24 protein-coding genes are annotated in these 25102 nt (G+C 75.0%); 7 read left to right on the top strand and 17 right to left on the bottom strand.

Going from position 1 to position 25102, the window contains the following annotated elements; genetic code table 11:
- Positions 1 to 36: 36 nt before the first annotated feature.
- The gene (locus PYR91_RS12070; protein ID WP_279779702.1) at positions 37 to 1071 is read right to left on the bottom strand and encodes a helix-turn-helix domain-containing protein; all 1035 of its coding nucleotides are present in this window, start codon (positions 1069 to 1071) and stop codon (positions 37 to 39) included.
- A 106-nt stretch (positions 1072 to 1177) separates the two neighbouring features.
- On the opposite strand from PYR91_RS12070, the gene PYR91_RS12065 reads away from it, so the two are divergent.
- Positions 1178 to 2074, top strand: a complete 897-nt coding sequence (locus PYR91_RS12065; protein ID WP_279779701.1) for an alpha/beta hydrolase — start codon at positions 1178 to 1180, stop codon at positions 2072 to 2074.
- A 16-nt stretch (positions 2075 to 2090) separates the two neighbouring features.
- Here PYR91_RS12065 and PYR91_RS12060 read toward each other — a convergent pair whose 3' ends face one another.
- Positions 2091 to 3098, bottom strand: a complete 1008-nt coding sequence (locus PYR91_RS12060; RefSeq protein ID WP_279779700.1) for a LacI family DNA-binding transcriptional regulator — start codon at positions 3096 to 3098, stop codon at positions 2091 to 2093.
- 169 nt (positions 3099 to 3267) lie between these two features.
- Here PYR91_RS12060 and PYR91_RS12055 point away from each other — a divergent pair, with 169 nt between their 5' ends.
- On the top strand, positions 3268 to 4053 hold the full coding sequence (locus tag PYR91_RS12055) for an SDR family NAD(P)-dependent oxidoreductase (RefSeq protein ID WP_279779699.1): 786 nt from the start codon (positions 3268 to 3270) through the stop codon (positions 4051 to 4053).
- 142 nt (positions 4054 to 4195) lie between these two features.
- Positions 4196 to 5926 carry a glycoside hydrolase family 13 protein gene (locus tag PYR91_RS12050; RefSeq protein WP_279779698.1) on the top strand — a complete coding sequence of 577 codons (1731 nt, stop codon included), beginning with the start codon at positions 4196 to 4198 and terminating at the stop codon, positions 5924 to 5926.
- A 133-nt stretch (positions 5927 to 6059) separates the two neighbouring features.
- Here PYR91_RS12050 and PYR91_RS12045 read toward each other — a convergent pair whose 3' ends face one another.
- The 3 genes from PYR91_RS12045 to PYR91_RS12035 form a co-directional block, all read right to left on the bottom strand.
- The gene (locus tag PYR91_RS12045) at positions 6060 to 6425 is read right to left on the bottom strand and encodes an STAS domain-containing protein (protein ID WP_279779697.1); all 366 of its coding nucleotides are present in this window, start codon (positions 6423 to 6425) and stop codon (positions 6060 to 6062) included.
- 277 nt (positions 6426 to 6702) lie between these two features.
- Positions 6703 to 7113, bottom strand: a complete 411-nt coding sequence (locus PYR91_RS12040; protein WP_279779696.1) for an ATP-binding protein — start codon at positions 7111 to 7113, stop codon at positions 6703 to 6705.
- A 416-nt stretch (positions 7114 to 7529) separates the two neighbouring features.
- Positions 7530 to 8486, bottom strand: a complete 957-nt coding sequence (locus PYR91_RS12035; protein WP_279779695.1) for a diacylglycerol kinase family protein — start codon at positions 8484 to 8486, stop codon at positions 7530 to 7532.
- 455 nt (positions 8487 to 8941) lie between these two features.
- Here PYR91_RS12035 and PYR91_RS12030 point away from each other — a divergent pair, with 455 nt between their 5' ends.
- Entirely contained in the window at positions 8942 to 9949 is a 1008-nt protein-coding gene (locus tag PYR91_RS12030; protein WP_279779694.1) for an ATP-binding cassette domain-containing protein, read from the top strand.
- Positions 9946 to 10782 (top strand): ABC transporter permease, encoded by an 837-nt coding sequence (locus PYR91_RS12025; RefSeq protein WP_279779693.1) that lies wholly within the window; start codon positions 9946 to 9948, stop codon positions 10780 to 10782. The genes PYR91_RS12030 and PYR91_RS12025 overlap by 4 nt, the downstream gene beginning before the upstream one ends.
- A gap of 133 nt (positions 10783 to 10915) precedes the next feature.
- On the opposite strand, the gene PYR91_RS12020 is transcribed toward PYR91_RS12025, so the two are convergent.
- The 5 genes from PYR91_RS12020 to PYR91_RS12000 all read right to left on the bottom strand — a co-directional run bounded on the left by PYR91_RS12020 (position 10916) and on the right by PYR91_RS12000 (position 13832).
- Positions 10916 to 11716, bottom strand: coding sequence for a TetR/AcrR family transcriptional regulator (locus PYR91_RS12020; RefSeq protein ID WP_279779691.1), 801 nt, complete (start codon positions 11714 to 11716; stop codon positions 10916 to 10918).
- A gap of 48 nt (positions 11717 to 11764) precedes the next feature.
- Positions 11765 to 12043, bottom strand: coding sequence for a hypothetical protein (locus PYR91_RS12015; RefSeq protein WP_279779690.1), 279 nt, complete (start codon positions 12041 to 12043; stop codon positions 11765 to 11767).
- A gap of 39 nt (positions 12044 to 12082) precedes the next feature.
- Positions 12083 to 12217 (bottom strand): hypothetical protein, encoded by a 135-nt coding sequence (locus PYR91_RS12010; RefSeq protein WP_279779689.1) that lies wholly within the window; start codon positions 12215 to 12217, stop codon positions 12083 to 12085.
- A 171-nt stretch (positions 12218 to 12388) separates the two neighbouring features.
- Positions 12389 to 13132, bottom strand: coding sequence for an SRPBCC domain-containing protein (locus PYR91_RS12005; protein ID WP_279779688.1), 744 nt, complete (start codon positions 13130 to 13132; stop codon positions 12389 to 12391).
- Between the two features lie 508 nt (positions 13133 to 13640).
- Positions 13641 to 13832: a hypothetical protein gene (locus PYR91_RS12000; RefSeq protein ID WP_279779687.1), complete on the bottom strand. Its 192-nt coding sequence runs from the start codon at positions 13830 to 13832 to the stop codon at positions 13641 to 13643.
- Positions 13833 to 14507: 675 nt separating this feature from the next.
- Here PYR91_RS12000 and PYR91_RS11995 point away from each other — a divergent pair.
- Positions 14508 to 15254 carry an SRPBCC domain-containing protein gene (locus PYR91_RS11995; RefSeq protein WP_279779686.1) on the top strand — a complete coding sequence of 249 codons (747 nt, stop codon included), beginning with the start codon at positions 14508 to 14510 and terminating at the stop codon, positions 15252 to 15254.
- 220 nt (positions 15255 to 15474) lie between these two features.
- On the opposite strand, the gene PYR91_RS11990 is transcribed toward PYR91_RS11995, so the two are convergent.
- The 6 genes from PYR91_RS11990 to PYR91_RS11965 form a co-directional block, all read right to left on the bottom strand.
- Positions 15475 to 16476 (bottom strand): sulfotransferase, encoded by a 1002-nt coding sequence (locus tag PYR91_RS11990; RefSeq protein ID WP_279779685.1) that lies wholly within the window; start codon positions 16474 to 16476, stop codon positions 15475 to 15477.
- A gap of 297 nt (positions 16477 to 16773) precedes the next feature.
- On the bottom strand, positions 16774 to 17673 hold the full coding sequence (locus PYR91_RS11985; protein WP_279779926.1) for a hypothetical protein: 900 nt from the start codon (positions 17671 to 17673) through the stop codon (positions 16774 to 16776).
- Between the two features lie 385 nt (positions 17674 to 18058).
- On the bottom strand, positions 18059 to 19384 hold the full coding sequence (locus PYR91_RS11980; RefSeq protein WP_279779684.1) for an SGNH/GDSL hydrolase family protein: 1326 nt from the start codon (positions 19382 to 19384) through the stop codon (positions 18059 to 18061).
- Positions 19385 to 19715: 331 nt separating this feature from the next.
- Positions 19716 to 20426, bottom strand: a complete 711-nt coding sequence (locus PYR91_RS11975; RefSeq protein ID WP_279779683.1) for a VIT1/CCC1 transporter family protein — start codon at positions 20424 to 20426, stop codon at positions 19716 to 19718.
- 317 nt (positions 20427 to 20743) lie between these two features.
- On the bottom strand, positions 20744 to 21616 hold the full coding sequence (locus PYR91_RS11970; RefSeq protein ID WP_279779682.1) for a helix-turn-helix transcriptional regulator: 873 nt from the start codon (positions 21614 to 21616) through the stop codon (positions 20744 to 20746).
- Between the two features lie 370 nt (positions 21617 to 21986).
- On the bottom strand, positions 21987 to 23324 hold the full coding sequence (locus PYR91_RS11965; RefSeq protein WP_279779681.1) for a PLP-dependent aminotransferase family protein: 1338 nt from the start codon (positions 23322 to 23324) through the stop codon (positions 21987 to 21989).
- A 376-nt stretch (positions 23325 to 23700) separates the two neighbouring features.
- Between PYR91_RS11965 and PYR91_RS11960 the strand changes: the two genes are divergently transcribed.
- Positions 23701 to 24525, top strand: coding sequence for an alpha/beta fold hydrolase (locus PYR91_RS11960; RefSeq protein WP_279779679.1), 825 nt, complete (start codon positions 23701 to 23703; stop codon positions 24523 to 24525).
- Between the two features lie 28 nt (positions 24526 to 24553).
- Here the strand turns inward: PYR91_RS11960 and PYR91_RS11955 are convergent, their stop codons facing one another.
- A complete protein-coding gene (locus PYR91_RS11955; protein ID WP_279779678.1) occupies positions 24554 to 25051 on the bottom strand; it encodes a nitroreductase/quinone reductase family protein in 498 nt (165 codons plus the stop codon).
- Between the last annotated feature and the right edge of the window lie 51 nt (positions 25052 to 25102).

Below are 25102 nucleotides of genomic sequence, written 5' to 3'. Positions count from 1 at the left end.
GCCGTTGCCGGTTCGGGCCGCGGCTGTGGTTTCGCCTCAGTCGTCCAGTAGCCGCCATGCGGTCAGGGCGATGCGGGCCCGGGTCAGTCCGGTGGGGTCGGTGAGGTCGATGCCCAGGGTCTTGCCGAGTTGTTCGACGCGGCGGGCGACGCTGCTGTGGTGCAGGTGGAGGAGGTCGGCGGCACGGCGCAGGGAGCCGGTGGCGCAGTAGGCGTCCAGGGTCCGCAGGTCTTCGGGGGTGGCGGCCAGGTGGGCGATCGCGGTCACGTCGGCGTTGTCGCGGGTGGCGGCCCGGGGTATCTCGGCCAGGAGCGCCAGCGCGCCCAGGTCGTCGTGGCGGACGATCGGCCGGGCCGGGGTGGTGAAGCGCAGTGCGGTGCGGGCTTGGCGCCAGGATCGGCCGGGGCTGTCGGCGGCGCCGATGCCCGCGCGGGTACCGGCCGGGAATCGTGCGGGGTCGAGGGTGGTGGCGAGGATGACGCCGACGTCGGCCAGTGGTGCGGCCTTCACCGGGCGGGCCGGGCAGACCAGGGCGCCGATCTGGTCGAGTGGGAGGGGGGAGTGTAGGGCGACGACGTGGATCCGTGAGCCGGCGGCGAAGCCCAGGAGGCGCAGCGCCCGGGCTCTGGCCGCCTCGTCGGTGTCGGGGCCGACCGCCAGTTCGACGAGGGCGGGGTCGGCCATGGTGGTGCGGGCGGGGCCGTATCGTTCGACGACCGCGGCGGCGGCGATGGCGAGCCGGTCCAGCAGTACTTCGTCGAGGGGGTTGGGCGGGCCGGGGCGTTCCAGCCACACCGTGCCGATCTCCTCCTCGTCCAGTGTGATGGGCGCCGTGCTGGAGGCGGGTGCCGGCTGGGTGGTGGCCGGCCTGCCGTCGGGCGCGACCCGGGTCGGCCGTTCCGTGGCGTGGAGCCGGATGCCGGCCACGCATTCGGCCAGGCCCGCGGAGGCGCGGGCGAGTGCGGGGAGGTCCACTCTCCGGCGCATCAGCGTGTCGTAGAACATCACGACGCGGATCGCGCCTTCGACTTGGGAGTCCAGGTGGGACAGTCGTACGGCGAGTGCCTCCATGGCAGGAGGATAGGCGTGATCGGCGCGCCGGTCGGTGCGGGTTCGGGGTGGGATGTCCGACGGTTGGCGGTGGGTCCGCGGGGGTGCGGCCGGGAGGATGGCCGGCATGGATCCTGAACTCGACGCTTTCGTTCCGCTGATCCCGCGGCCCGACTATGAGGACCTGGTCACCGAGCGGGAGAACATCGCCAAGCTGGTCGCGTCGTTCCCGGCGCCGGACACCTCGGGGATGGGGGTGATCGACCGCAGGGTGCCGGCGTCGCCGGAGGTGCCGGTGCGGATCTACCGGCCGCGGGGGGCGCGGGGTGCCGTCGTCTGGCTGCACGGTGGCGGTTACGTGGTGGGTGATCTGGAGACCGAGCATTCCTCGGCGGTCCGGCTGGCCGAGGCGTCGGGAGCGGTGGTGGTCTCGGTGGGTTTCCGGCTGGCTCCCGAGCACCCGTTCCCGGCCGCTTTGGAGGACGCTTACGCCGTGCTGGTGTGGCTGGCGGGGAACGCCGCGGAGGTCGGCGCCGACCCGGGGCTCATCGCGGTCGGCGGCATGAGCGCGGGCGGGGGTCTGGCGGCCGCCATGGCGTTGCGGGCTCGTGATGAGCGGGGGCCGGCGATCCGGTGTCAGCTGCTCAACCAGCCCATGCTCGATGATCGGCGGCAGACGTGGTCGGCGCGGAACTTCACCGCGACTCCCCGGCTGGACGCGGGCAATCTGGCGGTGCTCTGGCGGGCTTATCTCGGCTCGGCGCCCGCCACGCCGTACGCGGCGCCGGCCCGGGCGGCGGACCTGTCCGGCCTGCCGCCCGCCTACGTCGCCACGGCGGAGTTCGACCCGCTGCGTGATGAGGGCGTCGAGTACGCGCTGCGCCTGTTGCGGGCGGGGGTCTCGGTCGAGTTGCACCAGTGGCCGGGTACGTTCCACGGGTCGCAGGCGATCTTGTCGGCCGAGGTGTCCCAGCGGCAGGCCGCCGAGCTGGGCGCGGTTCTGCGCCGTGCGCTGGCCGGGTGAGCGGTCGCGGCGGGGGTCAGGTGGTGCCGCGGATGATCAGCTCGACGGTGAGGGTGACGTCGCGGGGCGGGCCGGGGGCCTCCAGGCGTTGGACGAGCTGTTCCATGGCGGTGCGGCCGGTCTCCTCCAGGGGCTGGCGGATGGTGCTGAGGTCCAGGGCCTGGGCCAGGTCGCCGTCGTCGTAGCCGATGACGGCCAGGTCGCCGGGGACGTCCAGGCGCAGGTGCTGGGCGGCGCGCAGCAGGGCGGCGGCCAGGGTGTCGTCGGCGGCGAAGACGGCGGCGGGCCGGTCGGGGGCGGCGAGCAGCCGGGTGGCGGCGACGGCGGGGGAGGGGGCGCCGTGGCCGGCGGTGCGGATGTGGTCGGGGCGCAGGGTGTGGCCGGCTTGGGTGAGGGCTGCTTGGTAGCCGTCCAGGCGGCGCTGGGACGGCGACCGGTAGAGGTCGGATCTATTGGCGTGGCCGAGGAAGCCGAAGCGGCGGTGGCCGCGCTCCAGGAGGTGCTCGGCGGCGAGTCGGCCTCCGGCGGTGTCGTCGGTGTGGACGGTGTCGAAGCCGGGGTGGCGGACGTCGCACAGCACGGTGGGCAGTCGCAGGGTGGTGAGGCGGGCGGCGACGGTGTGGTCCAGGGGCAGGCTGACGACGATGAGCCCGTCGAGCCGCCCGGTGACCGGCAGGCTGGCCAGCAGTGGTGAGGCGGCGGCCGCGGCCGACGGCTGGTCGTACAGGACGATCTCCAGGGGGCGCCGGTCGGCGGCGCGCAGGACGCCGTTGAGGCGGCGGGCCACGGTGGGGTGGGAGGTGTGGGGGGCCAGGACGCCGATCCTGCCGACGCCGCGCCGGGCGCGGGCGACGGCGTCGGGTTTGGGGACGAAGCCGAGGGCGTCGACGGCGTTCATGACCTTGTCGCGGGTCTGGGGGCTGACCCGGGCGGGGGTGTTGAGGGCGAGCGAGACCGTGGAGATGCTGACGCCGGCTCGGGTGGCGACGTCGTAGATGGTGGCCGGGCTCGTCGGCGTCGGCACGGGTGTTTCCCTCCGGGTCGGGGGCCGGTGTGCGCTTTCATCGGATGATACAGGGCCCGCCGATCATCGAAGTGCTTCGATAGAAGTGTTTGACGCGGCTGCGGGCGATCGCGTCTGATGGCGGCGTGGGCGGCGGGCGGCCGCACCGGTGGGACGGGAGGTGCTGGGGATGCGTTCGTACGTGGTGACCGGCGGGGGCCGGGGCATCGGCCGGGCGGTGGCCGAGCGGCTGCTGGGCGACGGCGGCGCGGTGGTGGTCCTGGAGGCCGGCCCCGTGCCGTGGGCGGAGCTGGGTACCGCCGGCGGGCGCGTGGCGGTGGTCGCCGGGGACGCCGCCGACGAGGCGGTGGCGGAGCGGGCCGCCGCGCGGGCCGGGGAGCTGGGCGTGTTCACCGGTTGGGTGAACAACGCGGCGGTGTTCGGGGACGCCTCGGTGCACACCGCGCCGGCCCGCGCGGTGCTCGACCTGGTCGCGGCCAACCTGGACGCCGCGATCGTCGGCTCGGCGGCCGCGGTGCGCCGTTTCCTTTCGGCCGGGACGGGCGGGGCGATCGTCAACGTGTCGTCCCACCAGGCGCGGCGGGCGGTGGCCGGGTGCCTGCCGTACGTGACGGCGAAGGCCGCGGTCGAGGGGCTGACCCGGGCGCTGGCGGTGGAGTACGGGCCGCGGGGCATCCGCGCCAACGCGGTGGCGCCCGGCTCGGTGGACACCGAGCGCTACCGGGGGTTCGTGGCCGGGCTGGAGGCCGGCGCGGCCGCGCGGGTGGAACGGCGGATGCGGCAAGCCCACCCGCTGGGCCGGGTGGCGCGGGCCGCGGAGGTGGCGGCGGTGATCGTCCACCTGCTGTCGGCGGAGGCGAGCTTCGTCACCGGCGCCACCGTGCCGGTGGACGGGGGCCGCTCGGTGCTGGCGCTGGACCCGGAGTCGGCAGCCGCGCCCGGGGAGGAGCGCTGATCCGGCGCCCGGGGCGCGCCGGCGGTCCGGCGCCTGCGCTGAACCCGGCTCCCGAGCCCGGCGCGGGGGGCCGATGCCGCCCGGAACCGGACGCAGGGCGGCTCGGAGGTTACTTCCGCGGCGGCACGGTGACAGGAGGGGCATGACGGGACAGCGATCCACCGCCCAGGGCGGCCCGGCGGCCTGGTGGCGCGACGCGGTGATCTACCAGATCTACGTCCGCAGCTTCGCCGACGGCGACGGGGACGGGGTGGGGGACCTGGCCGGCATCCGGTCGCGCCTGCCGTACCTGGCCGGTCTGGGGGTGGACGCGGTGTGGATCACGCCGTGGTTCGACTCGCCGATGGCCGACGGCGGTTACGACGTGGCCGACTTCCGCGCCATCGCGCCGCTGTTCGGCACGCTGGCCGAGGCCGAGGCGCTGATCGGCGAGGCGCACGACCTCGGCCTGCGGGTGATCTTGGACATCGTGCCCAACCACACCTCCGACCGGCACCGGTGGTTCGCCGCCGCCCGGGACGCGGGCCCCGGCTCGCCTGAGCGGGCCCGCTACTGGTTCCGTCCCGGGCGCGGCCCGGGGGGCGAGGACCCGCCCAACGACTGGCGCTCGGTGTTCGGCGGCCCGGCCTGGACGCGGCTGGTGGGCGTGGACGGGGCGCCGGAGGAGTGGTATCTGCACCTGTTCGCGCCCGAGCAGCCCGACCTGAACTGGTCGCATCCGCAGGTGCGGGCGGAGTTCGAGTCGATCCTGCGGTTCTGGTTCGACCGGGGTGTCGACGGGTTCCGTGTGGACGTGGCGCACGGGCTGGCCAAGGATCCCGAGCTGCCCGACCTGGGGGCCGGGCCCGGCGGGGCGCCCGCGCCGCTGGTCAAGCCGATCGAAGGCGAGCAGGGCGGGGGGCGCGACCTGGCGGGGCGGGATCTGGCGAACCATCCGCACTGGGACCGCGAGGAGGTCCACGAGGTGTACCGGGCCTGGCGGCGGGTGGCCGACTCCTACGCGCCGACCCCGGGCGGGGCGCGGATGTTCGTCGCCGAGGCCTGGCGGGTGCGTCCGGGCGGCCTGGCGCGGTACCTGCGGGCCGACGAGCTGGACACGGCGTTCAACTTCGACCTGGCCAGGCGCCCGTGGCGGGCTGGTGAGCTGCGCCGGGGCGTCCAGGAGCACCTGGCGGCGCTGCGGGGGGTGCGGGCGACGCCCACGTGGGTGCTGTCCAGCCACGACCTGACCCGGCACGTCACCCGGTACGGCCGCACCGAGGGGGGCGTGGACGTGGAGCTGGGGCGGCGGCGGGCCCGGGCGGCGGCGCTGCTGGTGCTGGCTTTGCCCGGCAGCGTGTACGTCTACCAGGGGGAAGAGCTGGGGCTGGCGGAGGTGGAGGACCTGCCGGAGGAGGCGCTGCGTGACCCGATGTGGCGGCGCTCGGGAGGGGTGCTGCGGGGGCGTGACGGGTGCCGCGTGCCGTTGCCGTGGTCGGCCGGCGGGCCGGCGCTGGGGTTCGGGGCGGGGGCGCCGTGGCTGCCGCAGCCGCCGGAGTGGGCGGGGTTGAGCGTGGCGGTGCAGGACGGTGATCCGGATTCGACGCTGCGCCTGTACCGGTCGGCGCTGCGGCTGCGGCGTTCGCGCCCGGAGTTCCGGCGCGGGGAGCTGTGCTGGGTGGACTCACCGGAGGGGGTGCTGGCGTTCGACCGTGGGGCGGGGCTGCGGTGTGTGGTGAACCTGTCGCCCGCCCCTTGCCCGCTGCCGGCGGGCCGGCGGGTGCTGCTGTCCAGCGGGCCGGTGGCGGCAGGCGTGCTGCCGAGCGACACCGCCGCCTGGCTGGCGCCCGCGCCCGCCGGCGACGCCCCCGGGGGAGAGCCGGCCCGCCTGTGAGGGGGCGGTGAAAGTTCCGGGCGGTGACACCGGCCGGGACTGGTGGATCGGTCCAGGCCGGGTGCGGGTTTCGGTGGTGACGGGCGGGCCGGGCGTCGGTGTGGCCGGGCGGGTGCGCGCGGTGGGCGGGACGTCAGGGGGTGGGGATGGCGGCGCGGGCGTCCTCGGCGGTGGGGTAGGTGGGGAAGGCGCGGGCCAGGCCGGTGAGCCGGAAGATGCGCTCGATGCGCGGGTTGAGCCCGGCCAGCGCGATCGAGCCGTCGCGCACCGACAGGGTGCGGCGGGCGCCGAGGAACACGCTGATGCCCGTGGAGTCGCAGAACGCCAGGCCGGTCACGTCGACGATCAGGTGCCGGCAGTTGTCGGTGTACATCTCGTCCAGGGCCTGCTGCAGGCGTGGAGCGCTCCCGTGGTCGAGCTCGCCGGTGAGGACCAGGACGCGCACCCCGGCCGGGATGGTGTCGGCGGGCCGGGCGTCGGCGTGCACGGTGAAGTTCATCGTTGACCTTCCACGAGACGGGGACCGGTCCAGCGGCGGCCGGTGGCTGGGGAGGGGCGGTGCGGGCGGCGGGGTGTCGCCGCTGGGGCCGGGGGGCGTTCCCGTGGCGAGTGCTTCACGTCGGTGACGATATGCGAGCGGATCGTGCCTGCCCACCGATCAACCAGATCGATAAGGACTCGCGTCCGAGGGCGTGCCGGTCGTCGGGCGGGGGCGCGTGGCGGGGCACCGGCCGGGCGGCCCACCGGCCGAAGGCGGGGGGCCGGGTGTGGTGGTCTCATCGGGGGGCGGGGTCCTCGGCGAGGGACTGGCGAAGGCGTACCGAGGAGCCGCGGGGGTTCTGGGTGATGCGCACCTCGTCGCACAGCTGGCCCATGAGCCACAGGCCCCGGCCGCGGAGCTTGCCCGCGCCGGGGTCGCCGGCCTCGGCGTGGGCGGGGACCAGCCGGCCCACCATGTCGCACACCTCGACCGTGACGTGGCCGTCGTCGCTCCAGGCCAGGACGTGGCCCTCGCCGTGCGCGTGGTCGAGGACGTTGGCGGCGGCCTCGTTCACGGCCAGCACCAGGTCTTGCAGGCGGAAGCCGTCGAGCCCGGCCTCCACGGCGAAGTCGCGGACCTGCCCTCTGAGCGCGCCGAGATCATCGGTGATCGGCCACCGCGAGGACGTGCCCCCCCTGGCATCCACCGGCACCCTCCCACGTAGGTCGTTCGTCGCTCGCACGCGCGCCTGTCACCGCGACGACCTTAACGCGCGAGCGAGGGTGACGAGGCCCGACCCCGCCCGGCCGCGCCCCGGCGGGCGGGGTCGGGCCGTTCGCGGCGCGAGCAGCCGGTGGACCGCCCGGGCGCCTCCCCGCGGAGGGAGACGGCGCCGGTGCCATCGGCGTATTCGAGGATAGCCCAGCTGCCGGGGGCGATCTGTGCCATCGACCTGGTATTCGGGCGAACCCGGCCTTGGAGGCGTGTTTTCCGGCCGGGGCCGGGTTCAGCGCGGCCCCATCCGCGCTCCAGGGGGCCTTCAGCGCCGGGTGAGCGCGCCACCAGGCCGGCGGTTGGAGGAGCGGGAGCCGGATGCGGCGCGGAGGGCGCGGACGGCCGTGATCAGGGGCCGTCCGCGCGGGGACCCGCCGCGCCCGAGCCGGCCGCGGCAGGCCGGTCGGCGGAGGGGGAGGAGGGCGGGACGGTGATGCGCCAGGCGCGGGGCCGCACCGTCCAGGTGCGGTCGGTGAGGGGGCCGACGAACTCGCCGTCGATGTTCAGGCGCATCGGCGGGCCGGCCACGCGCAGGCGGCGGCCGCGGGCGGTGGTCACCTCCCGGTGGCGGGCCTGACGTCCGCGCCTGAGCATCAGGCCGTACCGCAGGCGCTGCAGCGGGCCGGTGGCGAAGGAGACCACGACGTCGGCCAGCCCGTCGTCCGGCAGCGCGTCCGGGGCCAGCGGGGTGCCGCCGCCGATGGTGGCGCCGTTGCCGGCGCCGACCATGAGCACGCGGCGGCGGCCGTCGGCCAGGGTCTGGTCGTCCAGGGTGACCCTCACGCGCCAGCCCTCGGCCCGCACGCCGGCCACCAGGCTGCCCACGGCGTAGGCGAAGCGGCGCAGGAACGGTTTGAGCGGGGTGGCCGCCTCGCCGGCGGCCACGCCGACGCCCAGGTGCAGGGCGTTGACGACGACGCCGCCCTGCTCGTCGAGCAGCAGGTCCATCCAGCGGGGGTGCCCGTCGGCGGCGGCCACCGCGGCCGCCCGTTCGGGGTCCAGCGGGATGCCCAGCGTGCGGGCCAGGTCGTTGCCGGTGCCCAGGGGGATCAGGCCCACGGTGCGGGTGTGCAGTTCGCCGCGCCGGGCGAGGGCGGCGACGACGTTGTGCAGGGATCCGTCCCCGCCGAGGACCACCGGGTCGCGGCCGGGGTGCTCGCCGAGCAGGCGGGGCAGGTCGGCGGGGTCCTGGACGGTGCCGGGGACGGTGTCGGCGTGCTCGGACAGCACGGCCATGACCCGTTCGTAGGTGGTGTCGTCGGCGCTGCCCGCCGAGGGGTTGCCGATGGCCAGCAGCCTGCGCATGCTCCTCCGATCCCGCGTCCGCCCTGGTGGTGAGGGCTTTACCCGCCAGGGCCGCCCGAAACGTCCCACCGGCGGTCAAGGAGGGAGGGGAGGGAGACGGCGCGTCTCCCCCCTCCCGCGGGACGCGCCGGTGAGGGCCTCGCGCGCGATGGCGGACACCGGGGGAGAAAGGCGGCGCCGCCGCCCACGACGACGTCACCGGCCGCCCGCCGCGCCCGGGCCGCCCCGCCGCCTACCCCGCCGCGTGCCGCCTTCCCGCCGTGGCGATTCGTCCTGCCCGGCCCCGCGTCGGATAAGGCGGCGCCGTCGCCCGCGACCGCGTCATCGGCCGCCTGCCAGGCCCGGGCCGCCCCGCCGCCTTGCCCGCCGTGGCGGTTCCGTCCTGCCCGGCCGCGCGTCGTATACCGTACTATGTACGGAGTTCGTACATAGTACGGAGATAGGAAAGGAGCCGAATGGGAGGCACGGGACACGCGGTGCTGGCCGAGGGGCTGCGCAAGCGGTTCGGCGCGACCGAGGCGCTGGCCGGGTTCGACCTGGCCGTGCCCGAGGGCACCGTCTGCGGGCTGCTGGGGCCCAACGGCGCGGGCAAGACCACCGCGGTGCGCGTCTTGACCACGCTGCTGCGGCCCGACGGCGGGCGCGCCGAGGTCGCCGGGTTCGACGTCGTGCGCCAGGCGGCGCGGGCGCGTCACCGGATCGGGCTGGTCGGCCAGCACGCCGCGCTGGACGAGGTGCTGAGCGGCCGGCAGAACCTGGAGATGTTCGGCCGGCTGTACCACCTGGGCGCGGCCGGGGCCCGCAGCCGGGCCGGGGAGCTGCTGGAACGGTTCGGCCTGACCGGTGCCGCGGGCAGACCGGTCCGGTTGTACTCCGGCGGCATGCGCAGGCGACTGGACCTGGCGGCCGGCCTGATCCTGTCCCCGCCGGTGCTGTTCCTGGACGAGCCGACCACCGGCCTGGACCCGCGCGGCCGCACCGACGTCTGGGAGGCGGTCGGCTCGCTGGTGTCCGGCGGCACCACGGTGCTGCTCACCACCCAGTACCTGGAGGAGGCCGACCGGCTCGCCGGCCGGATCTGCGTGGTCGACGCCGGCCGGGTGATCGCCGAGGGCAGCCCGTCGGAGCTGAAGGCCTCGATCGGCGCCGACCGCGTCACCGTCGTCGTACGCCGGGAGGCCGACCTGCCCGCCGCCGCGGCCATCGTGGCCCGGGTCGCCGCGCGGGGCGCGTCGCCGGTGGCCGTCGACCGCGACACCCGGCGGATCAGCGCCCCGGTGACCGACCCGGTGGCCGCGCTCACCGAGGTGGCACGCGCCCTGCGCGACGCCGGCGTCCAGGCCGAGGACATCGCGCTGCGCCGGCCCACGCTGGACGAGGTCTTCCTGCGCCTGACCGGCCGCGAGCAGGCGCCCGGCCGGGAACCCGGCGGGCGCGACGCGGCGCGCGGAGCGGTGGCGTGAGCGGCACGGCGCCGGTCGCGCCGGCCCCGCCCCGTACCGCGCTGGGCCGCCTGGGGTGGGCCGTCGCGGACGGCTGGACGATCACCCGGCGCGACCTGTCGCACTGGGCCCGCCGGCCCGCGCCCGTCGTGGTCGGGCTGCTGTTCCCGGTGATGACCGTGCTGATGTTCGCCTACCTGCTGGGCGGCGGGATCACCGTGCCCGGCGGCGGGGACTACCGCGAGTTCCTGGTGCCGGGCATGTTCGCCATGACCATGGTGTTCGGCGTCGAGACCACCTTCGCCGCGGTCGCCGGCGACGCCGCCAAAGGCGTCACCGACCGGTTCCGCTCCCTGCCCATGGCCGCCTCGGCCGTGGTCACCGGGCGCAGCGCCGCCGACATGCTCGCCTCCGTCCTCGGCCTCGCCGTCATGGTCGCCTGCGGGCTGGCGATCGGCTGGCGCTGGCACAACGGCCCCGCCGCCGCGCTGGCCGCGGTCGGGCTGCTGTTGCTGCTGCGCTTCGCCCTGCTGTGGGTGGGCATCTACCTGGGCCTGGTGGCACGGGGCCCCGAGGCGGTCGCGGCGGTGCAGATCCTGGTCTGGCCGCTGGGCTTCGTGTCCAACACCTTCGCCTCGCCGGCCGCCATGCCCGGCTGGCTCGGCGTGATCGCCGAGGCCAACCCGCTGTCGGCGACGGTGGCCGCCGTCCGCGAGCTGTTCGGCAACCCCGGCTGGGACGGCGCCTCCTGGGCCGCCCAGCACGCCATGACCCTGGCGGTGGTGTGGCCGCTGGCGCTGGTCGCGGTGTTCCTCCCGCTGGCGGTCCGCCGCCACCGGGACCTGGGCCGCTGACCGGCCGGGCGGGGAAGGCGCACACGGCTCACCGGCGACGGCGACGGTGTTCTCTCCCCGCGCGCTCACCCGGTCACCGGGGGCGAGCCGACGGCCGGGTGAGCGGTGACGCTCACCGGTCCGCCGGGTGGACTCAGCCGGGCGGGGTGCCCGCCTGCTCGCGGGCGCGCCGGTCGATGAGCACGCCCAGGCCGTCCAGCACCCGCCGCAGGCCGAACCGGTAGGCGTGGCCGGGGTCGTAGGCGGCGTTGTGCGCCTGGCCAGCTGCCGTGCCGACCCGGCTCGCGGTGGGGTAGCGGCCGGGGTCGAGGACCTCGGCGAGCAGGGGCTCGCTGAGCGCCCACCACTGCTCGTCGGTCAGCGTCCCCTCGCCGCGCGAGGCGCGGACGTCGGCCGCCGAGCGCGCCGAGGACTGCACGAACCCCAGCAGGAAGGTCAGGGCGTCGTCCAACTCGACGTCGGTCAGGCCCAGGCCCTCGAACGCCCGCAGCTCGTGCTCGTACTTGGCCAGCAGGCCCGGCCCCAGCGGGGGCCGGGCGGTGGAGACCGCCGCCACCCACGGGTGGCGCTCGAACAGCGCCCGGTTGTCGCGGGCCACCGCCTCCAGCCGCCCGCGCCACGGCAGCCCCGACAGGTCGGGGCGCGGCATCTGCCCGAACACGGTGTCGAGCATGACGTCCAGCAGCTCGGCCTTGCCCGGCACGTAGGTGTACAGCGACATGGGCGCCACGCCGAGCGCCTGGGCCACCGCGCGCATCGTCACCGCCTCCAGCCCCTCGGCGTCGGCCAGGGCGACCGCGGCGGCGACCACCTCCTCGACGGTCAGCGTCTTGCGCGGCCCGCGGCCCGGCGGGCGCTCCCGGCGGCTCCTCCAGAGCAGTTCGAGGGTGCGCGCGGGGTCTCCGGCGCTGGTGCGGTCGATCGAGGGCGGCACGCCGACCATCCTCTCACCGGCCGGGACGGGCGCCGGGCGGGCCGGCGGCTACACGTCGCCGGGGATCTCCTGGCCGGGGATGCGCGGGGGGCCGGAGTTCAGCGGCCGGCACGCGTACACGTGCCAGTGGCTGATCGCCGGATCGGTGAGCACCTGGGTGACGGTCGCCGCGATCTGCGCGGCGGTGGTGTCGTCGGAGGTGTCGATGCGCAGCGTGAGCGTGCTGTCGCCGTGGCTGAAGCTGGTCTGCCAGCTACCGGGAAGCTGCGCCAGGATGCGTATGCCGTCGACCGGTGTGGGGGTGGACGGGCCTGACCGGGGGCGCATAGTGACCTCCACCAACATCGTCAAGCGGTCCTTTTCCGGTCAGTCCCATGTGGTTCCGGCGACGCGGGGCGCGTCGCCGAAGGCGATGCTACCGGAGAAATCAGGGTTAACGATCGCGCTGCTGATGGCGTCGGCGGATATGAAACCGGGGCGGGCGGCGAGCGCGGCGTGCATTTGTTGAATCCTCTTTCGGGAACGTTCTGGGTGGTGTCACCCCAGGTCAGGATGCCTGTCTTTGCCGATAGGGCGTCCGGGTGACACCGGCGGCGTGCCGGGATTGGTGCTGAATGGTGGGCACGCCGCCATCCTGATCTAGATAACCGTTTTGCGTGATTGATAGCGGTTTCAGGCGAACAGTTTGGTCAGCCAGTTCTGCCAGGCCTGCTCCGTTTCCTTGGCGTCGACGTCGGCGAAGACGTGGTGCTGGACCACGATCGTCTGGTTCATGCCCTGGACGAACCGGTAGAGGGCGTCCGGGGTGCGGATGCCCAGGAAGTCGGGCGCCACGTAGTCGGCGATGCCCTCGACGGGGGGCAGGCCGTCGGGCGTCAGGCGCACCCGGTCACCCTCGGCGATCGGCTCGCCGCTGAGCCCGAGGCCGCGGTCGAGCACCGTCCAGGCCGGCTCGTCTCCGCCCCCGTGCGGCCTGGCGGCGAACACCGGGACCGCGGTCCTGCCGGGGAAGTGGGTCAGGTACTGGTCCAGGGTGTGCAGGTACATGTCCCAGCCCCGGCTCAGGGCGTCGTACTCGGCCTCCCAGTTGTCGCCGAGGACCCCGCTCTGCACCAGGCGCAGCACCGTGCCGCCCTGGTCGCGGGCCTCGACGAGGTACTCGAACGCCATGAACGTGCCGTCGTCGCCCTGCTGGCTGCGGTGCGCGAACCGGCGGGGCGGCTCCCACGCCGTGACGCTCGCCTCCACCGGGAACCCGCCGAACCACTGGCGGGTCACCCCGCCCAGGCGCGGCTCGATCTCGTTGCGGCCCATGAACCACGAGTCCACGCCACGCCCGGTCGCGACAGCCTGCCAGACCTGTTCGGCGCCGGCCTTCAACTCGATCTGCTTGCGCAGCTCGAAACGATGAGTCACTTCACTCTCCTTCCATGAACCATCCGGCCGGTGTGCCGCCGGACTCGCCGGTTCGCCGATCACCGTCTGCGAACGTGCCTCTACGGTCGCACCGACAACTTTTCTTGTCAAGGAGGAACCTGTGTTCGGTTGGGCGGACTTCACGGGAGGCGGTCGCGCGCCGGGTGGTGATCGGGTGCCCCCGGTGCTCACGGCGGCGCGGTGATCACCGGGGCCGGCTCGTTCGGGGAGGCGCGAGGGGATCGACGGGATCGACGGGATCCGGCGCCCGCCGCGCGGCCCGGCGATGGCGGGCCATCGCCGGCGGGACAGGGGCGACGCCCGCGCCGACGGCATGACGCCGCCCCGGTGTTTCCGTGATTCTCGATAAACGATGAAAAGGCGTATCGCGGGGGGTCTCCGCGATACGCCTTTTCGTTTGTTCCTATTCAGAAAACCAGGGAAACGCCGCAAGCGGCCGGAGCGTCAGCTCAGGCCGTGTGCGGGGTGTGAGGCCGGTCCATGAAGGTCAGCCCCAGGGCTGGTCGCCGTTGAGGTCGGCCGCGACGGGGGCGGCGGGGGCCCATGCGTTCACCGAGCTGACTACGGGCTTCGCCGAGTCCTGCTGCGCCAGCATGGTTCCGCAACCAGCAGCCCCACCGGCGGCGACGAGGGTGACGATGGCGGTCCGGGCGGCGATGTTCTTGGCGATACGCATCATTTTGATTGACCCCTTTTTCCTTCGATTTCTTTTGTTTGCGGCGTTTCCCTGCTCGCAATTACGAAGGTATGAGGGGTCTCTATCGGCGTGCTTCCGAGCCGCTAAGCCCTTAAGGGGTTTTGGCGATAGCGCTTATCGAATCGCTTTCCGCGGCATTGTGATCGCGTTATCGGGCCGGGCCGTCCCGGTGTCCGAACGGCCCGGCCGGCGGCGGCGCGCCGCACGCGCGAGCGGCGTTGTCCCTGGTCAGGGGCATGACGAGGTGTCGATGGCGGGCGGGCCGGCACCGCTTGGAGGGATGAATAGTGATCGACAAGATGATGGGGCACCCCTAGACGCCGGGCGCCGGGCGATAGTCCGGCGCGGGGGAGGGGGTCGCCGCCCGGATGGTCCTATCGAGCGCGCCCGGCCATCGCCCCGGGAAGGAGGGGCGAACCACTCCGAACGCGCGCCGTCCCCGGTGAATCCGCAGGTCGGCGGCCTATATTGGAAGCCCGCGCCCGTCTGGCGCCCGCTATCGCCGGCCGGAATGGCGGCCCGGGAAGGGGGGCGCGATCCCGCCCGCCCCACCGACAACTACTTGCTCCTTGACAGCAATCTTTGTCGGTGGCAGGGTTGCGCCTGTTCGCACACGGCGGTGTCGCCCGCTCGGCACCGAGACGAAGGGGATCCGACATGCCGCACGAGTTCGAGGTACGCGAGGAGATCGTGCTGGAGGCCACGCCGGAGCAGGTGTGGCAGGCCATCGCGACCGGCCCGGGCATCGACTCCTGGTTCATGGGCCGCAACGAGGTCGAGCCACGCGAGGGCGGCACCACGCGCCAGACCCTCATGGGCCACACCAGCGAGGCCACCATCACCGCCTACGACCCCGCGCGCCGATTCGCCTACCGCACCGCCGAGGACGCCGAGGGCGCGTTCATGGCCTTCGAATACCTCCTGGAGGGGCGCGACGGCGGCTCCACCGTGCTGCGGTTCGTCCACAGCGGCATGCTCGGCGGCGACTGGGAGGCCGAGTACGACGCGCTGCGCAAGGGCGACGGCATGTACCTGCGCAAGCTCGCCGCCTACGTGGAGCACTTCCCCGGCAGAACCTCCACCTTCAACGTCTTCGCGGTCGGCCCGCAGGTGCCCGGCCAGGAGCGGGTGTGGCAGGCGTTCACCCACGCCGTCGGGGCCACCGGCGCGGTCGCCGAGGGCGACAGGGTGCGCCTTCAGGTGAACGGCATCACCCCCGTCGACGGGGTCGTCCAGTTCGCCTACCGCCCCGACTTCCTCGGGGTGCGCACCGGCGACGGGCTGTACGTGTTCATCCACGGACACCAGGACACCGTGCTCGTGGAGTACCACGGCTTCTCCCCGGAGACCGACGACAAGATCGAGCCCGCCTGGCAGTCCTGGATGGCCCAGGCGTTCGCCTGATCCCCGCCCGCCGGCCCGCCGATCGCCGGACCGCCCCGGTGATCGGCGAAGCCCTCTGCCGCCGGGGCCCGTCCGCCGAACGGCCCGGCAGCGGAACCGCAGACCCCCGGGGCGGCACCGGCGGGTAACCCCGGTGATCGTCGGAGCCGTCTCCCGCCGGGGTTCACCTCTGCCGAACGGCTCCGGCCCGAGGCGCCGCCCCGCCCGGCTTCGGCGTCGCCTACGCCGTGCCGCCGGCTTTGCGCGGGCGGCCGTTGCGGGCCTGACGCTGGCCCGAGGGGCGGTCTCCCATCAGCCCGCCCGACCGGTCGCGGGGGCGCAGCCAGTCGCTGTAGTCCTGGCCGGTGACCTGGCCGAGCAGCACGACGTCCTTCTCGAAGTGCGGCAGCAGCGCCTGGCGCTGCTCCCAGCTCAGCGACCTGCGCGGGCGGCCCCGCTCCTGCAGCGCGCTCTCCAGCGGCTCGACCAGGCGCGCGGCCAGCGAGCCCGGCAGATGGCGTCCCATCCCGGCGCCCACCCGCAGCACCCGCGACAGCGCCTGGTGGCGCAGCGTCCGCTCGGGGTGGGCGGTGACGTTCTCGCGCGGCACCTCCTCGACCATCCCCTGCCGCACGCCGAGGAACGCGCAGATGCGGTCGAGCGTGGCCGTCGGCGCGTCCACCAGCTCGCGATAGCGCATGGTCAGCACCTGCTCGCGCGGGAACAGCCGGAACAGGTGCTCCAGCTGCTCGCCGTACCGGCCGAGCGAGACGTAGTGCCAGAAGGCCGACCAGCCCGCCGCGATGCGCCGCTCCTCCTCCGCGCACGCCCGCACCACGTCGCTGATCGGCTCCAGCCCGGCCGACCACAGATGCGTCCAGTTGGAGTGCGCGCGCTCGACCGGGTCGCGCAGCATCACGATCAGCCTGGCCTGGGGCACCAGCGCGTGGATGCGACGCTGGGCCTCGCGGTCGTACAGGTAGAACGGGGTGGACTCGCCCTTGACGGCCCCGGCCGGTGCGGCGTCGAACAGCGCCTCGTAGTCGGCGCGGCGCCAGACGTGCTCCCGGTAGGTCTGCGCGTCACCGGGGCCGCCGCGCGTGGGGGGAGGCCCGTCGGTGAGGAAGAACTTCGGCTCCTTGACCGGCGACATGAACAGGTCCGGATGGCGGGCGAGCGCCGCGTGCAGGGCCGTGGTGCCCGCCTTCGGGGCTCCGATCACCAGGAATTCCGGCAGGCCCATCAGCTCTCCTCGGCCGAGACGACATCGCCGGTCATCATACCCACTGACCTTGTAGGTAATAAGGGTGGAAAAGGCTTATAGCGACAGGGCAAGCCCGAACGCGAACGGCAAAGCCCCCACCCGCGTACGGAACCGACGCCTTCGCTCGGGGGACGGGGGGAGCGGGCGCGCGACAGACGACCGCGCGCCGGCCCGGCCGGGGGCGGTGCGCGGCCGTCCGCACCGGCGTGACGCGTGGCCGTCCGGCCCGGCGTGACGCGTGGCCGTCCGGCCCGGGCCGGGCGCCCGGCTTGGTGGTCAGCGCAGTTCGGTGCGCAGCTCGTGGGCGCCGTTGCGCTTGGTGAGCTCGTAGTACACGCGGGTGCCGCCGTCGGGCAGGGCCACGACGTCCAGGTAGCGCAGGCCCCCGTGCGGGGAGGCGGCGAACGGCTCGGTGTCCAGCGGGGTGAGGGTGGACGGATCGGTGCCGGCGGCGAGCCCGGTGCGCTCCTCGTAGTTCTCGGCGGCGCTGGCCCGCCCGTCGTAAGCGGCCAGGATCGTCTCTCCGCTGAACACCACGGCGGACACCCGGGCGCCTCGGGAGTCCCAGCAGTCGGGGCGGCCGCTCAGGGCGGTGCCGTGCCACGTCCAGTCGATGCCGTCGGCGCTGGTGGCGTAGTCGCTGACCATCTGGTCCTCCTCGCCGAGGCGCTCCAGCGGGTGGCAGGACGCCCACAGGTGCCACAGCCCGCCCTGCCACACGATCACGGGATCCTTCACGCCGGTCTTGGGATCGCCGGGCAGCACGACCTGGCGCCGGGTGGCGTCGAACGCCGCGGGGTCGGCGGCCTCCATGACCTCGACGCGCCAGTGCTTGGTGCCGTGGGTGGCGCAGCTGACGTAGAGCCGCCAGACGCCTTGGGGGGTGCGCACCAGCGCGGGACGCTCCAGGGACTCGGCGTCGACCTCCTCGCGCCCCAGCGTGTAGATCGTCTCGAAGCGCTCGCCGTCGGTGGAACGGGCGACGACGATCGAGTGGCCCCGGCCCTGGCCGATGGGACGGCGAAGGCGGTAGGCGAGGTAGAACACGCCCTCGCTGTAGACGCAGCTGGGCGCGCCGGCCCAGTGGCCGGGCTCGTCGACTGACGGCCCGACTACGAGGACCGATCGGTCCGGATTGAGCGGCGGCAGGGCGACCCGCGGGTCGTTCGCGTTCATCGGCACGTCGAAACTCTAGACAATGTTCGGTGGTGTTCGGGCTTGACCTGCCGTTTTCGGGCCCCCTCATCTTCCCGGAGCTCTAGGTCGCCCTCCCATGCGGGCACGGCGGACGGGCGCCGCGAAAGGGGGAAGGGCGCGGTCAGCGCGCTGCGCACGGCCGGGCCGCGGCCCGGCCGGCGGCGACCGGCCAGGCCGGCGCGCCGTGCCCGCGCAGGTGGGCGCGGGGTACCCCGGGAGCGCCGGGCGCCCCCCTTCCCCGCGGCCCGCCCGTCCTCGGCCGGGCCCCTGGGCGGGCCGCCGCCGCGGATCCCCGGCGTGGCCGGGGCTCGCGGTCACCGACGCCGGGCCCCGGCCGTCCGGGCTCGGACGGCCGGGGGACGGCTCACAGGGTCGACAGGTCGACGGCCTCGGCGATGGCCCTCATGCCGGCGTCGTTGGGGTGGATCTTGTCGGGCGACGCGTACGGCGGGTACAACCTGTCGCGGTCCCCGGGGTCGCCCAGGGCGCGGTCGAGGTCGACCACCAGGTCGAACTCCCCGCTGGTGCGGATCCAGTCGTTGAGCCGCTTGCGCAGCGCGTCGTTCTCGGGGGTGTCGTAGAAGTCCGCGCCCTTGAGCGGCGTCATCGTTGCTCCGATGATCTTGACGCCGCGGGCGTGCGCTGCGCGGATCAGGGTGCGGTAGCCCTCGACGAGCTGCTCGTAGGTGACCGCCGGGTGCGGGCCGCAGCCCAGGTCGTACCCGGCGCTGCCGATGTCGTTGATGCCCTCCAGCACGATCGCGGTGCGCACTCCCGGCAGGTCGAGCGCGTCGGCGGCGAAGCGGTTGACGCCCGCGTAGCCGGCGTAGCACGGCGAGTCGGTGAGCACCATGTTGCCGCCGATGCCGGCGTTGAGCACCCCGATGCGCTTGCGGGCGGCCACCAGGCGTTCGGCCAGCTCGTCGGGGTAGCGGTTGTCGGCGCCGACCGTGGAGTCCGCGCCGTCGGTGATGGAGTCGCCGAAGGCGACCACCGCGCCCTTGGCCGGGCGCGGGCCGCCCAGGACGTCCACGCCGGTCAGGTAGTACCACGACTGGCTGGTCTCACCGGCGAACGCCGCGGCGCCGCGGTCGAACCGGTGGTCTCCGGCGGCGCGGTAGGTGGTGGTCAGCCCGGTGTAGTGGAAGGTGGTCGGGCCGGTGGGCTCGGCGAAGTACAGGGTGACGGTGAGCCTGTCCAGCGGCGCGGTGGCCAGCGCCACCGGCTCGGAGGTGGCGTCGGCGCCGGCCGGGATCGTCGTGGAGGCCGAGCGGCCGAACCGCAGCGGGCGCACGGTGCCGGGCAGGATCGCCGCGCCGTCGCCGGCCTTGGCGACCGTCGCCCCGGCGACGCGCAGCGGCTGGGAGCCGTACCGGTTGGACAGCCGGACGCGGGCCAGGGCGCCGCCGACGCTGATCCGCACCACCTGCCGGACGGTCTCGCCGGAGAACCCGGTCAGCGACCAGTTGCTGGGGGCGCCCGGGAAGAAGACCAGCGGGCCCTGCGGGGAGGTGGCCCAGGTGCCCGTCCAGCCCTTGGAGCCGTGCCCGGCGGCCTGCGCGGCGCCGGAGGGGGCCGCCTGCCGGGCGTCGGCCCGCACCGAGGCGGAGGAGGGGACGGCCAGCGCGGTGGCCAGGGCCAGCGCCGCCGCGACGCTCGATAACAGCGCGTGAAGTCGAGGTGAGCGCACTGCGGGTCCTTTCACGTGGGGGACGGGGCCGGCACACGAGTGGGGAGCCCGCGAGGGCCGAGGGCTCGGCACGGGCCGGCGGTGGGATCGGGACGGTGACACGAACGCGGTGAGAGCTCCGAAGGGGTCGCGGCGGGCCGACGCCCGGACCGGCCGCCCGGGGGAGCCGCCGGTCGAGCACCGCCACCGGCGGCACGACCAGGCGGGACGAGCCCGGCCACCGACCATGGTATGGGCAACCACCCGAAGACGATCAAGAAATCGTCCCCCATACACCGGCCGGTAGGGGTGCCGGGCAGCCGGGGCGCCGTCATCCGGTCGCGCGGGTGGATCAGGTGACGGCGATGCCGAACAGGTGGCCGACGCCGTAGGTGACGGCGGCGGCCGCCACGCCGAGCAGGAGCTGCCGCAGGCCGCCGAACAGCGGGGGCCGGCTGGTGAGACGGGCGACGAGGGCGCCGGTGGCGAACAGGCCGGCCGCCGTCAGCACGATCGCGGCCAGCACCGAGCCGAAGCCGAGCAGGAAGGGCAGCAGCGGGACCAGCGCGCCGACGCCGAAGGCCAGGAAGGAGGATCCGGCCGCCACCCATGGCGAGGGCAGGTCGTCGGGGTCGACGCCCAGCTCCTCTCGGGCGTGCACGCGCCAGGCGACCTCGTCCTTGCGGTGGAGCTGGCGGGCGACCTCCGTCGCCAGCTCCGGAGTGAGCCCGCGCGCCTCGTACACCGCGGCCAGCTCCCGCTGCTCGGCCTCCGGGTGGCGGGCGATCTCCCGGCGTTCGACGGCGATCTCGGCGAGCACCAGCTCGCTCTGGGAGCGCACGGAGGTGTACTCGCCGGTGGCCATCGAGAACGCTCCGGCGACGAGCCCGGCCAGGCCGGCGATGGTGACGGCCTGTGCGCTCGCGCCGCTGCCGACCACACCCGCGATGAGCGAGCCGTTGGAGACCAGGCCGTCCATGACGCCGAAGACCGCCGGCCGCAGCCATCCGCCGGTCACGTCCCTGTGGTGGTGCGGCTCGACCGAGGCGGGGGCGGCTGACATCGGGTCCTTTCGAGCCTCGCCGGCGCTTCGGCGGGGGGCCGGCCGTGGGGGTCGCCGCGGACGACGGGCGCACGGCGGCGCCGACCGGGCGGCTACTGTCCCGATCACGCTAATCGCGGCGCAAGCGCAGTGTCAAAAAGGCCTGCTTCGCCGCAGAACGCTACCCATCGGGCGGTTGTCATGACCGGCCCCGGGCTCCGGCTGGGGAGGTGGACGGTTGGAGGTGGGCGCTACCCCGGGGACGGGCCAGGGGTGGTGGCCCGCCGGTCGGTCTCGGTCTCCGGCGGGCGGAGGCGGACGGTTGGCGGTGGGCCGGATCAGGGGGTGGTGGAGGTCTGCTGGTCGGTCTCCGGCTGGGCGAGGTGGGCGGCGGGTGCGTCGGCGACCAGGCTGCCCAGCAGGGCCAGGGCGGCGGCTGACGGGCCCTCGGGGTCGGCCTGGTAGACGAGGAGCTGCTGCCCGGCCGCGCTGTTGACGGTGAACGTCTCGTACGTGAGGCTCAGCCGGCCCACCAGCGGGTGGTCGAAGAGCTTGGCGGCGTGCGCCTTGCCGCGCACCTCGTGGCGCCCCCACATCCGGGCGAACGGCTGGCTCTTGATCGACAGCTCGCCGACCAGCGCGGCCAGCCGGGGGTCGTCCACGTCGGCGCCGGCGGCCTTGCGCAGCGCGGCGACGGCGTCCTCGGCCACGGTCTCCCATCGGGGGAACAGCGCGCGGGCGGCGGGGTCGAGGAACACCATGCGCACCAGGTTGCCGGTGTCGCGGCCGAGCAGGGCCGAGCCGAGCGAGTTGGCGGCCAGGACGTCGAAGTAGCGGCCCAGCACCAGGGCGGGCAGGTGCGGCATGCTCTCCAGCATGCTCAGCAGCCCCCGGCCGGCGCGTTCGGGACGGGAGGACGGCCGGCGGCGGCGCGGCTTGGCGCGGGCCAGTTCCCGCAGGTGCGTCAGCTCCTCGGCCTTCAGCTTCAGCGCCCGGCCGAGGGCGTCCAGCACCTCCTCGGACGGGTGCCGGTCGCGGCCCTGCTCCAGGCGTATGTAGTAGTCGGAGCTGACGCCGGCCAGCATCGCCACCTCCTCGCGGCGCAGCCCCGCCACCCGGCGGCGCCCGGCGCCCGGCAGGCCGAAGTCCTCGGGCCGGACGAGCTCGCGCCGGGCACGCAGGAACTCCCCGAGTAGGTGCTCGTTGTCCATAAGGCGACATTACGGGCGCGAATGCGCCGCCGTCCTGGCCCTATCACTCCCAGGATGGAGCACCCGGCGGGCCGGCACGCCCCGCGCCGAGCACGAGCCGGCGAGGTGTCCCCGGCGCTCCCCGGACGACTCGCGGCAGCTCCTACCCGCGGGAACACCCCGCGGGAGGTGGCCGCCCAGAGCGCCCCGGAGGTTTCGGACCATCGTCGCCGCCGGTGGGGGCCGCGCCGGACATCAGCCGGCGGGGGCGTCCTCGGGGCGGCTCAGGCGACCACCGGCCGCCGCCTCGCGACGACGCCCTGCCCGGGAGGCGGCCGCGAGCACCCGGCGGTCGCGGTCACCGTCGCCGCGGTGGGGGCCGCGCCGGGGGTCACTCGGCGAGGGCGTCTTCGGGGCTGCCGCTCGCCAGCTCGGCCAGGGTCGCCAGTGCGCTTGACAGGACCGGGAGCGGCGGGGAGGCCAGGGCCACGCGTACGGCGGGCGGGCCGGCGGCGCCGGTGGCGAAGGAGGCGGCGGGGGTGAGCGCGATGCCGTGCCGGGCCGCCGCGGCGACGAAGGTGTCGGCCCGCCACGGCTCGGGCAGCTCCCACCAGCAGTAGTAGGCGCGGGGGTCGGCGCGGACGGCGTGCCCGGCCAGCCGGGTGGCCGCGACGCGCTGGCGCGCGGCGGCGTCCTCGCGCTTGGCGCGCTGCAGGGCGTCCGCGGTGCCGTCGCTCATCCACCGGGTCGCGGCCGCCAGGGCGAACCCGGTGGCCGTCCAGGCGCCCGAGCGAAGTGCGGCCGACACCGGGCCGGCCAGGGCGGGCGGGGCCAGCACGAAACCGGCGGTCAGGCCGGGGGCGAGGCGCTTGGACAGGCTGTCGACGACCACGGTGCGCTCGGGCGCGAGCGCGGCCAGCGGGAGGGCGGGGCCGGTGTGCAGGAACGCCCAGACGGCGTCCTCGACGGCGTACAGCCCCAGCTCCCCGAGCGTGCGGGCCAGCTCCTCGCGCCGCCGGGGCGGCATGGTGACGGAGGTCGGGTTGTGCAGCGTCGGCTGCAGGTACACCGCGCGCAGCGGGGTGCCGCGGTGGGCGGCGGCCAGGGCGTCGGGACGCAGGCCCGACTCGTCCCCGGCGATCGGCACCAGCGTGACGCCGAGCCGGGCGGCGACGGCCTTGACCACGGGGTAGGTGAGCGCCTCGACGCCCAGGCGCCCGCCGGGCGGGACCAGCGCGGCGACCGTCCCCGCGATCGACTGCCGCCCGTTGCCGGTGAACAGGACGCGTCCGGGGTCGGGCTCCCAGCCGTCGCGGGCCAGCAGGCGGGCGGTCGCCTCGCGGGCCGCGGCCGTGCCCGCGACCGGCGCCGGCCGCATCGCGGCGGCCAGGACGTCGGGGCGCAGCATGCCGGCCAGCCCTTCGGCCAGCAGGGCGTGCTGCTCGGCGACGACCGGATAGTTCAGCTCCAGGTCCACCCGCGAGCCGCCCGGCTCGACCAGGGCGGGCCCCTGCCGCGGCTCGGCCGCCCGGACGAACGTGCCCCGGCCCACCTCACCCACCACCAGCCCGCGCCGCGCCAGCTCCCCGTACACCCGCCCGGCCGTGGAGGCGGCGATCCGCCGCCGCCGGGCGAAGGCGCGCTGCGGCGGAAGGCGATCTCCGGGCCGCAGCCGCCCCGCGGCGATGTCCGCGGCCACGGCGTCGGCGATCCGCCGGTAGTCGTCCATCACGCCCCCGCTTTGAGAATCAGGTCGTCATCATTGCACCGAGTGCGATAATTGTATTGCACCGACCCGGACCTGCGACCTAGCATCGCCGTCATCGAAGCGAGCCCGCACCGCCCGCCGAGGAAGGCGGCGGCCCACCTCGGCGGAATCACGGTCGAGCACGCCTACCGGAACACCGACCGGCCGGGTGACACCCGGGGGAGGGGCGCGAAGCGGCGCACGGAGGTCGGCGCGCTCACCTTCGGGGTGGAGACCAGACACGGGCCCGCCGCTGGGCACGGGGAGCGACACGATGAGCAGCGCTGAGGTCGACGCGATCACCCAAGCGCACGGCCGGCGGGACACGGACCGGCCAGGACATAGGAGAAGGAGCGCGATGAGCAGGGCGGAGGTCGGCGGGATCACCGTCGAGTACGACGACCAGGGGGCCGGGGAGCCGGTGGTGCTGGTGCACGGGCACCCGTTCGACCGGTCGATGTGGGCGCCGCAGCGTGAGGCGCTCGCCCGGGAGGGGTGGCGGGTGATCGTGCCCGACCTGCGCGGGTACGGGGGCGGCACCGTCGTGGGCGGGGTCACGCCGCTGGAGACGTTCGCCCGCGACATCGCGGGCCTGCTGGACCACCTGGGCGTCGGGCGGGTGGTGATCGGCGGGCTGTCCATGGGCGGGCAGATCGTGATGGAGTTCCACCGGCTGTTCGCGCACCGCGTGCGCGGCCTGCTGCTCGCCGCCACCTCGGCCCCGGCCGAGACCCCCGAGGGCAGGAGGGCGCGCGCCGCGCAGGCCGACCGCCTGCTCGCCGAGGGCATGGAGGGTTACGCCCGCGAGGCGCTGACCGGCATGGTGGCCCCGCACACCCTGCGGGCGCGGCCCGACGTCGCCGAGCACGTGCTGGCCATGATGCTCGCCGCGCCCCCGCGGGGCGCCGCGGCGGCGCTGCGCGGCCGGGCCGAACGCCCCGACTACGGCGACATGCTCACCCGGGTCGCCGTCCCCGCGCTGGTGGTCGTCGGCGGGCACGACGCCTTCACCCCGGTGCGCGAGGCCCGCTTCATCCACGAGCGCATCCCCGGCTCCACCCTGCACGTCATCGAGGCCGCCGCCCACCTGCCCAACCTGGAGCGGCCCGAGGAGTTCAACACGGCCCTGCGCCGCTTCCTGGCCCCCCTCGCCGGCACCCCCGCCGCCCAGGCCGCCGGGTGAGTCCCGGGCACGACGGCGGCGCGGTCGCTCAGGCGGGCGGCGTCCGCTCGCCTGGCGACGACGTCGGTTCCACGATCACCACCGGGATGACCCGGGCGGTCATCTCCTGGTAGCGCAGGTAGGACGGCATCGCCGCGACCGTCAGGCGCCACAGGCGCGTCCGGTCCTCACCGGTCGCGGTGCGCGCGTGCGCGGCCAGGGTGCGCGTGCCGACCTGGACGGTGACCCGGGGGTCGTCGACCAGGTTCAGGTACCAGGAGGGATGGGCGTCGGCCCCGGCGTTGGAGGCGGTCAGGACGTAGCGATGGCCGTCGGGCAGGTAGGCCAGGGCGGTGCGGCGCAGCCTGCCCGTCCTGCGGCCGCGTGTCGTGAGCAGCAGATCGCGCGTGCCCGGCCGGGGCAGGCCGCCGGTGGCCAGGAACCGCTGGATGTGACCGGCCACCCACGCGTCCGGGCTGTCGACGATCTCCTCGTCCATCGGCTCCTCCTGGATGCGCGCGGCGGTCCCGCTCGGCTGTCGGTTCATCGCCGGATGCTAGCCGGGTGCCCGGTTACCACCCGGATACCGGCGACCCGG

The organism is Sphaerisporangium sp. TRM90804, from assembly GCF_029846175.1.
Lineage (GTDB): Bacteria > Actinomycetota > Actinomycetes > Streptosporangiales > Streptosporangiaceae > Sphaerisporangium.
This window is presented reverse-complemented; position numbering and strand designations above follow the sequence as displayed.